The 8,629-nt window shown below is 68.2% G+C and carries 5 protein-coding genes; 2 read left to right on the top strand and 3 right to left on the bottom strand.

What is annotated here, in order from left to right; all coding sequences use genetic code 11:
• Positions 1–374 precede the first annotated feature (374 nt).
• Complete coding sequence (rpsT, locus tag GRC12_RS38370; RefSeq protein ID WP_133041041.1) at positions 375–641, bottom strand: 30S ribosomal protein S20; 267 nt, start codon at positions 639–641, stop codon at positions 375–377.
• Between the two features lie 243 nt (positions 642–884).
• Between rpsT and lepA the strand changes: the two genes are divergently transcribed.
• Positions 885–2,753 (top strand): translation elongation factor 4, encoded by a 1,869-nt coding sequence (lepA, locus tag GRC12_RS38375; RefSeq protein ID WP_208784939.1) that lies wholly within the window; start codon positions 885–887, stop codon positions 2,751–2,753.
• A 250-nt stretch (positions 2,754–3,003) separates the two neighbouring features.
• Positions 3,004–4,878, top strand: a complete 1,875-nt coding sequence (locus GRC12_RS38380) for an AMP-dependent synthetase/ligase (protein ID WP_208784941.1) — start codon at positions 3,004–3,006, stop codon at positions 4,876–4,878.
• A 150-nt stretch (positions 4,879–5,028) separates the two neighbouring features.
• On the opposite strand, the gene GRC12_RS38385 is transcribed toward GRC12_RS38380, so the two are convergent.
• Positions 5,029–5,583 carry a response regulator gene (locus tag GRC12_RS38385; RefSeq protein ID WP_208784943.1) on the bottom strand — a complete coding sequence of 185 codons (555 nt, stop codon included), beginning with the start codon at positions 5,581–5,583 and terminating at the stop codon, positions 5,029–5,031.
• A gap of 12 nt (positions 5,584–5,595) precedes the next feature.
• Positions 5,596–8,629: HAMP domain-containing protein (locus tag GRC12_RS38390; protein WP_208784945.1), on the bottom strand; the 3,034-nt coding region annotated here is incomplete at its 5' end.

Genomic DNA, 8,629 nt, shown 5'->3' on the forward strand with positions numbered 1-8,629 from the left:
GTCCCATCCCCAGGGACTGCCGCCCCTTCAACCCCGCCGGGGCTCCGCCCGGACCCCGGTCGGCCCTTCGGGCCTCGTCCTCAAGCGCCGGACGGGCTGAAAAGACCAGGCGGCCGGACGGGCAAAAAGCCAGGCGGACGGACGGGCTGAAACCAACCAGACGACCGGGTGGGCTGAGAACAAGCCGAAGGCCCCGCCGCTCGCCCGGGGAAGGGCAAGCAGCGGGGCCTTCGGGTCAGGACGTCGAGCCCGTACCCGCGTGGCGAACGCAGGCCGCGTACGGGCTCTGGGGCCGGTTGGGAGCGGATGAGAGAGGGCCCGCTCGGGTCCTTCCGGCGCTGGGTCCTCGGGGGACCCGGTCAGATCAGAAAGGTTCAGCCCTGGAGGGACGCGACCTTCGAAGCAAGCGCCGACTTCTTGTTGGCGGCCTGGTTCTTGTGGATGACGCCCTTGGAGACGGCCTTGTCGAGCTGACGCGCCGCAGCGCGCTGGTACTCGGTGGCCTTCTCGACGTCACCCGCGGCAGCGGCCTCGCGGGCCTTGCGGATCGCGGTCTTCAGGGAGGACTTGACGGCCTTGTTGCGCAGCCGCGCCTTCTCGTTGGTCTTGATCCGCTTGATCTGGGACTTGATGTTCGCCACGAATGAGCCTCTACAGGTTCAGGCACGGGCCAGGAGCACTCCGGGCATGGAGGGTCCGGGTCCCGTACCAGGTGATTTCTTGATGGTGTGCCTCGCGCTGAGAGGGCATGAGACACAGCCACTCAGACTACCAGGGGGCGGGCCGACGGCCCAAAACGGTCCCCGGTCGCCGCCCGTGGGACCATGGAGCCTACGTATCGATCCGACCCGAGGCATAAGGCGCCTCAAGAGACAGGACCCTGCGTGCCCGCGACCCCTAACAATGTGCCCGAGCCGAGCCGTACCGACCCGGCTCTGATCCGCAATTTCTGCATCATCGCGCACATCGACCACGGCAAGTCCACGCTCGCCGACCGGATGCTCCAGCTGACCGGCGTCGTCGAGCAGCGGCAGATGCGTGCTCAGTACCTCGACCGGATGGACATCGAGCGCGAGCGCGGCATCACGATCAAGTCCCAGGCGGTGCGGTTGCCGTGGGCCCCGACCCACGACAAGAACAACACGCACATCCTCAACATGATCGACACCCCGGGGCACGTCGACTTCACCTACGAGGTCTCGCGGTCGCTCGCCGCCTGCGAGGGGACCATCCTCCTCGTCGACGCCGCCCAGGGCATCGAGGCGCAGACCCTCGCCAACCTCTACCTGGCGATGGAGAACGACCTCACGATCATCCCGGTGCTCAACAAGATCGACCTGCCGGCCGCGCAGCCGGAGAAGTTCGCCGAGGAGCTCGCCAACCTCGTCGGGTGCGACCCCGACGACGTGCTCAGGGTCTCCGCCAAGACCGGTGTCGGCGTCGACGCGCTGCTGGACAAGGTGGTGGCGGAGATCCCCGCGCCGGTCGGTGTCGCCGACGCGCCCGCCCGCGCGATGATCTTCGACTCGGTGTACGACTCCTACCGCGGTGTCGTGACGTACGTCCGTGTCATCGACGGTCAGCTCAACAAGCGCGAGCGGATCCGGATGATGTCCACCGACGCCACCCACGAGCTGCTGGAGATCGGGACGAACTCGCCCGAGATGCTGGCGGCCGACGGGCTCGGTGTGGGTGAGGTGGGCTACCTCATCACCGGTGTGAAGGACGTCCGCCAGTCCAAGGTCGGTGACACCGTCACCAGCCAGCACAAGGGGGCCACGGAGGCTCTGGGTGGATACAAGGACCCGAAGCCGATGGTCTTCTCGGGGCTGTATCCGCTCGACGGCTCCGACTACCCCGAGCTGCGCGAGGCCCTGGACAAGCTCCAGCTCAACGACGCCGCGCTCGTCTACGAACCGGAGACCTCCGCCGCGCTGGGGTTCGGTTTCCGCGTCGGCTTCCTGGGTCTGCTCCACCTCGACGTGATCCGGGAGCGGCTGGAGCGGGAGTTCGGGCTCGATCTCATCGCCACCGCGCCCAACGTGGTCTACCGGGTCGTGATGGAGGACGGCAGCGAGCACACCGTCACCAACCCGAGCGAGTTCCCCGAAGGCAAGATCAACGAGGTGTACGAGCCGGTCGTACGCGCCACGATCCTCGCGCCGTCGGAGTTCATCGGCTCGATCATGGAGCTGTGCCAGACCCGGCGCGGCACCCTGCTCGGCATGGACTACCTGTCCGAGGACCGGGTCGAGATCCGTTACACGCTCCCGCTCGCGGAGATCGTGTTCGACTTCTTCGACCAGCTGAAGTCGAAGACGCGTGGTTACGCCTCGCTCGACTACGAGCCCACCGGCGAGCAGACCTCGAACCTCGTCAAGGTCGACATCCTGCTGCACGGCGACAAGGTGGACGCGTTCTCCGCGATCACCCACCGCGACCAGGCGTACGCCTACGGCGTGCGGCTCGTCGCCAAGCTGCGCGAGCTCATCCCGCGGCAGGCCTTCGAGGTGCCGATCCAGGCCGCCATCGGCTCCCGGGTGATCGCCCGCGAGACGATCCGCGCCATCCGCAAGGACGTCCTCGCCAAGTGCTACGGCGGTGACATCTCCCGGAAGCGGAAGCTGCTGGAGAAGCAGAAGGAGGGCAAGAAGCGGATGAAGATGGTGGGTTCCGTGGAGGTTCCGCAGGAGGCCTTCATCGCGGTCCTCTCCAGCGATGACAGCGCGGGGTCGGCCAAGGGCAAGAAGTAACCGCGGGTTACAGCCGGTTACCTGTCAAAGCGGGCAGAAGGGGGGCTCGTCGTGCGAAAGCGTGGCGGGCCCCTACGCGTGCGTAACGTCGCGCTCTGTAGGAAGTGACAGGCCGCTGGCTCTTACGAACCGGCCGGTCGGGCTCTACTCTGATCTCTGCTCGATAGTTACTCGCGAGTTAAACAAACGCTACTGCGTGAAGCCAGCCGCACTTGAGCCAGCCGCACTGTCGCGGGCCCCGGAGGATGTCGTGAGCGACACACAGACCCTGATCGAGAACCGTCCGCCGAGCGTGGCGACCCTCTTCCTCGAGCGCGTGGCGGCCACCCCGGACGCCGAGGCGTACCGCTACCCGGTGCCGCCGGCCTCGGGCGACGGCCCCGACGAGTGGAAGTCGCTGAGCTGGGCGCAGGCCGCCGAGCGGGTCTACTCGATCGCCGCCGGACTCATCGAGCTGGGCGTACAGCCCGAGCAGCGGGTCGCGCTTGCCTCCTCGACCCGGCTCGACTGGATCCTCGCCGACCTCGGCATCATGTGCGCGGGCGCGGCCACGACCACGGTCTATCCGCAGACCAACGCCGACGAGTCGGCGTTCATCCTCTCCGACTCCGAGAGCCGGGTGCTGATCGCCGAGGACGCGGCGCAGCTGGCCAAGGCCGTGGAGAAGCGGGCCGAGCTGCCCGCCCTCACGCAGGTCGTGGTGATCGACCCGGCCGGTGTCGAGACCAGCGACTGGGTGCTGACCCTCGCCGAGCTGGAGGCCCGGGGTGCCGCGCGGCTGGAGAAGGACCCCGACCTGATCAAGGAGCGGGTCGGCGCGATCACCAAGGACCAGCTCGCCACCCTCATCTACACCTCCGGCACCACCGGCCGGCCCAAGGGCGTCCGGCTCGCGCACGACAGCTGGGCGTACATGGCGAAGGCGATCGCCGCGACCGGGCTGATCGGCGGCGAGGACGTGCAGTACCTGTGGCTGCCGCTCGCGCACGTCTTCGGCAAGGTGCTGACGTCCGGGCAGATCGAGGTCGGTCACGTCACCGCCGTGGACGGCCGTGTCGACAAGATCATCGAGAATCTGCCGGTCGTGCAGCCGACGTACATGGCGGCCGTGCCGCGCATCTTCGAGAAGGTCTACAACGGGGTCGCCGCGAAGGCCCGTGCGGGCGGCGGTGCCAAGTACAAGATCTTCCAGTGGGCGGCGGAGGTCGCCCGCGAGTACGCGAAGGTCGCGCAGGACAACTTCCGGCGCACGGGGACGGCCTCGGTGCCGTTCGGGCTCGGCGCGAAGCACAAGGTCGCCGACGCGCTGGTGTACGCCAAGATCCGTGAGGCGTTCGGCGGGAACCTGCGGGCGTGCGTCTCCGGCTCGGCGGCGCTCGCGCCCGAGATCGGCTACTTCTTCTCCGGCGCCGGCATCCACATCCTCGAGGGCTACGGCCTGACGGAGTCCTCGGCGGCCTCCTTCGTCAACCCCGGCGAGGCGTACCGGACCGGCACGGTCGGCAAGCCGCTGCCCGGCACGGAGGTGCGGATCGCCGACGACGGGGAGATCCTGCTGCGCAGCCCCGGCATCATGCAGGGCTACCACGGGCTGCCGGAGAAGACCGCCGAGGTGCTGGAGGCCGACGGCTGGTTCCACACCGGGGACATCGGCGAGCTCTCGCCCGACGGCTATCTGCGGATCACCGACCGCAAGAAGGACCTCATCAAGACCTCCGGCGGCAAGTACATCGCGCCGGCCGAGGTCGAGGGCCAGTTCAAGGCGGTGTGCCCGTACGTGTCCAACATCCTGGTGCACGGCGCCGACCGGAACTTCTGCACGGCGCTCATCGCGCTGGACGAGCCGTCCATCCTGGAGTGGGCCAAGGAGAACGGCCTGGAGGGCAAGTCCTACGCCGACATCGTCGCCGCACCGGCCACCGTCGCGATGGTCGAGGCCTACGTCAAGGAACTCAACGCCGGTCTGCAGAAGTGGCAGACCATCAAGAAGTTCCGCCTCCTGCCCCGCGACCTCGACGTCGAACACGGCGAGATCACCCCGAGCCTCAAGCTCAAGCGCCCGGTGGTGGAACGGGAGTACAAGCACCTGATCGACGAGATGTACGCGGGCACGCGGGAGGCGTAGGTCCGTCGGCGGGTGGCTTTCGTGGTGGTGTGACGTGGTGGAGGGCGGTGCCGGGGGCCCCTGCTGGGGGTGCGGGGGTCGCCCCCCGCGGTGATGCGGTCAAGCACTTGATCGACGAGATGTACGCGGGCACGCGCGAGGCGTAGCCGGTCACAGCGGGTGTCCGTGGGGTACCAGGCGGCGTAACTCCCGGATCTGGGCGTGCAGGCGGTCCAGGTCCGGGGGGTTCTCGCCGGTGAACTGGTGCTCCAGTTCCGCCAGTCGGTGGCTCAGTTCGCCGTGCAGCCGCTCCAGTTGCCGGTTCTTGCGGTGCAGGTCGAGGAAGACGGTGACCTTGGCCCGCAGGACCCAGGGGTCGAACGGCTTGGTCAGGTAGTCCGCCGCGCCCGTCGCGTAGCCGCGGAAGGCGTAGCCGGAGTCGTCGTCCGCGCCGGTCAGGAAGATGATCGGGACGTCCTTGGTCTGGTCGAGCCGTTTGATGTTGGCGGCCGTCTCGAAGCCGTCCATGCCCGGCATCCGCACGTCGAGCAGGACCAGGGCGAAGCGCCGGCGCAGCAGCGCCTTCATCGCCTCCTCGCCCGAACGCGCGCGGACCAGCGGCTCGTTGAGGGACCCCAGGACGGCCTCCAGCGCGATCAGGTTGTCCTCCATGTCGTCCACGAGGAGGATGCCGGCGCGCTCGTCGGTCGTTGCCTCAGCGCTCATGGTGACTGTGCCTCATTCGGTTTCCGGCGCCGGCGTCGCCGCCGCCTCCTCGGTGTCCGCCCGTTCCGCGTGTCCCGCGCCCTCCGGATCGAGCAGCGCGCAGACGACCGTCAGCAACTGGTCGACGTCCACCGGCTTGGGTACGTAGTCGTTGGCGCCCCGGGCGATGGACTTCTCCCGGTCGCCGGGCATCGCCTTCGCGGTGAGCGCGACGATCGGCAGACCCGCCCAGCGCGGGGTGCGGCGGATGGCGGCGATGGTCTCGTAGCCGTCCATCTCCGGCATCATGATGTCCATCAGGACCAGTTCGACGTCCGGGTTGCGCTCGAGGGTCTCGATGCCCTCGCGGCCGTTCTCCGCGTAGAGCACGGGCATGCCGACGCGGCCGAGGACATGGGTGAGCGCGAAGACGTTGCGGATGTCGTCGTCGACGATCAGCACCCGCCGCCCCGGCAGCACCTGACCGGCCCGCCCCGCCTTCCACGCCTCCAGCTTGGTCGGCGCAGGCCAGGAGTCGTCCACGTCGTGCGCGGCCGTGAACGGCTCGGCGGCGGGCTGCTCCTGCACCGGCGGCGTACGGTCCTCGGGCGCCGGTCCGGTCGCCGCGTGACCGGGGCTGACGACAGGGACGTACAGCGTGAAGGTGGAGCCCTGCCCCGGCTCGCTCTCGGCGACGATACGACCGCCCAGCAGGCCGGCGATCTCGCGGCTGATGGACAGACCGAGGCCCGTGCCGCCGTACTTGCGGTTGGTGGTGCCGTCCGCCTGCTGGAACGCCTCGAAGATCACCGGCAGTTTCTCCGCCGCGATGCCGATTCCGGTGTCGCTGACGGCGAACGCGATCACCTCGTCGCTGCCCTGCACGTACCGGTGCTCGGGGTCCTTGACCCGGCTCACCCGCAGCTCGACCCGGCCGGTCGCGGTGAACTTGATCGCGTTGGAGAGCAGGTTGCGCAGGATCTGCTGCAGACGCTGCTCGTCCGAGTACATCTCGCGCGGCACGTCCTCGCCGACGGCCACCTCGAAGGCGAGCCCCCGGTCGAGGGTGAGCGGGCGGAAGGTGGCGTGGACGTAGTCGAGCAGCTTGATGAGCGGCAGCTTCTTCGGCCGTACGTCCATCCGCCCGGCCTCGATCTTGGACAGGTCGAGGATGTCGTTGATCAGCTGCAGCAGATCCGAACCCGACCGGTGGATCGTCGTCGCGAACTGCACCTCCTGGTCGGAGAGATGGCCGTCCGGGTTGTCCGAGAGCAGCCGCGCGAGGATCAGCAGGGAGTTCAGCGGGGTGCGCAGTTCGTGGGACATGTTCGCCAGGAACTCCGACTTGTACTGGGAGCTGGTGGCCAGCAGGGCGGCCTTCTCCTCCAGTTCGGCGTTCGAGCGCTGCAACTCCGCCTGCTGCTTCTGCAGTTCGTCGGAGCGTTCCTGGAGCTGCATGGCGAGGCGCTGGGACTCGCCCAGCAGGGACTCCGTGCGGGAGTTGGCGATGATCGTGTTGATGGCGACGCCGATGGTGTTCACGAACTGGTCGAAGAACGCCAGGTGGACGTCGGAGAAGCGGGAGAAGGAGGCCAGTTCGATCACGCCGAGCAGCTTGTCCTCGAAGAGGATCGGGATGATCACGACGCTGGTGGGAGCCGCCTCACCGAGACCGCTGTTGATCTTGATGTAGTCCGGCGGGGCCTCCTCGACCAGGATCCGCTTCTTCTCCCGGGCCGCCTGGCGCACCAGGCCGTGCACCGGCAGACCGCCCGTCTCCACGGTCGCGCCCTGCGCCGACCCGTAGCCCGCGATGAACGCCAGTCCCTTTGCAGGAACGGTTGTGCGGAGGGACGAGCCGTCCTCGTCCGGGTCGGCCAGGAAGAACGCGCCGTACTGGGCGTTCACCAGCGGGGTCAGCTCGCGCAGGATCAGGTCGGCGACCTCCATCAGGTCCCGGTGGCCCTGCATCAGGGCCGCGAGCCGGGCGAGGTTCGACTCCAGCCAGTCCTTGGCGCGGGTCGTCTCGCGGAGGTTGGCCACCATCAGGTTGATGTTGTCCTTCAGCTCGGCGACCTCGCCGCGCGCCTCCACCGTGATCGAGCGGGACATGTCGCCCTGCGCCACCGCGGAGGCCACCTCGGCGATCGCCCGGACCTGGGTGGTCAGGTTCAGGGCGAGTTCGTTCACGTTCGTCGTCAGGCGCTTCCAGGTGCCGTACACACCCTCGACCCGCGCCTGGCCGCCCAGTTGCCCCTCGGAACCGACCTCGCGGGCCACCCGGGTGACCTCGGAGGAGAACGAGGACAGCGTGTCGACCATGGTGTTGATGGCGGTCTTGAGCTCCAGGATCTCGCCGCGCGCGTCCACGTCGATCTTCTTCGAGAGGTCGCCGTTGGCGACGGCGGTGGTGACCTGGGCGATGTTCCGCACCTGTGAAGTCAGGTTGTCGGCCATGTAGTTGACGTTGTCGGTCAGATCCCGCCACACACCGGAGACACCCAGCACCTGGGCGCGTCCGCCGAGCCGTCCGTCGGTGCCGACCTCGCGGGCCACGCGGGTGACCTCGTCGGCGAAGGCGCGCAGCTGCTCCACCATCGTGTTGACGGTGTCCTTGAGCTCGAGGATCTCGCCGCGCGCGTCGACGGTGATCTTCTTGGAGAGGTCGCCGTTGGCGACGGCGGTGGTGACCTGGGCGATGTTGCGGACCTGCGAGGTCAGGTTCAGCGCCATGAAGTTGACGTTGTCGGTGAGGTCCTTCCAGACGCCCGACACGCCCCGCACCTGGGCCTGACCTCCGAGGTTTCCCTCGGTGCCGACCTCGCGGGCGACGCGGGTGACCTCGTCGGCGAAGGCGGAGAGCTGGTCGACCATCGTGTTGATGGTCGACTTCAGCTCCAGGATCTCGCCCTTCGCCTCCACCGTGATCTTCTTGCCGAGATCGCCCTGGGCGACGGCGGTGGAGACGAGAGCGATGTTGCGGACCTGCGAAGTCAGGTTGTCCGCCATGAAGTTGACGTTGTCGGTGAGGTCCTTCCAGACGCCCGACACGCCCCGCACCTGAGCC

The organism is Streptomyces griseorubiginosus (genome assembly GCF_017614965.1).
Taxonomy (GTDB): Bacteria; Actinomycetota; Actinomycetes; order Streptomycetales; family Streptomycetaceae; genus Streptomyces; species Streptomyces griseorubiginosus_B.

Coding starts and splice junctions, on each gene's coding strand:
- GRC12_RS38385 (WP_208784943.1), bottom strand. CDS start 5,583: ATGAGCGCTGAGGCAACGACCGACGAGCGCGCCGGCATCCTCCTCGTG.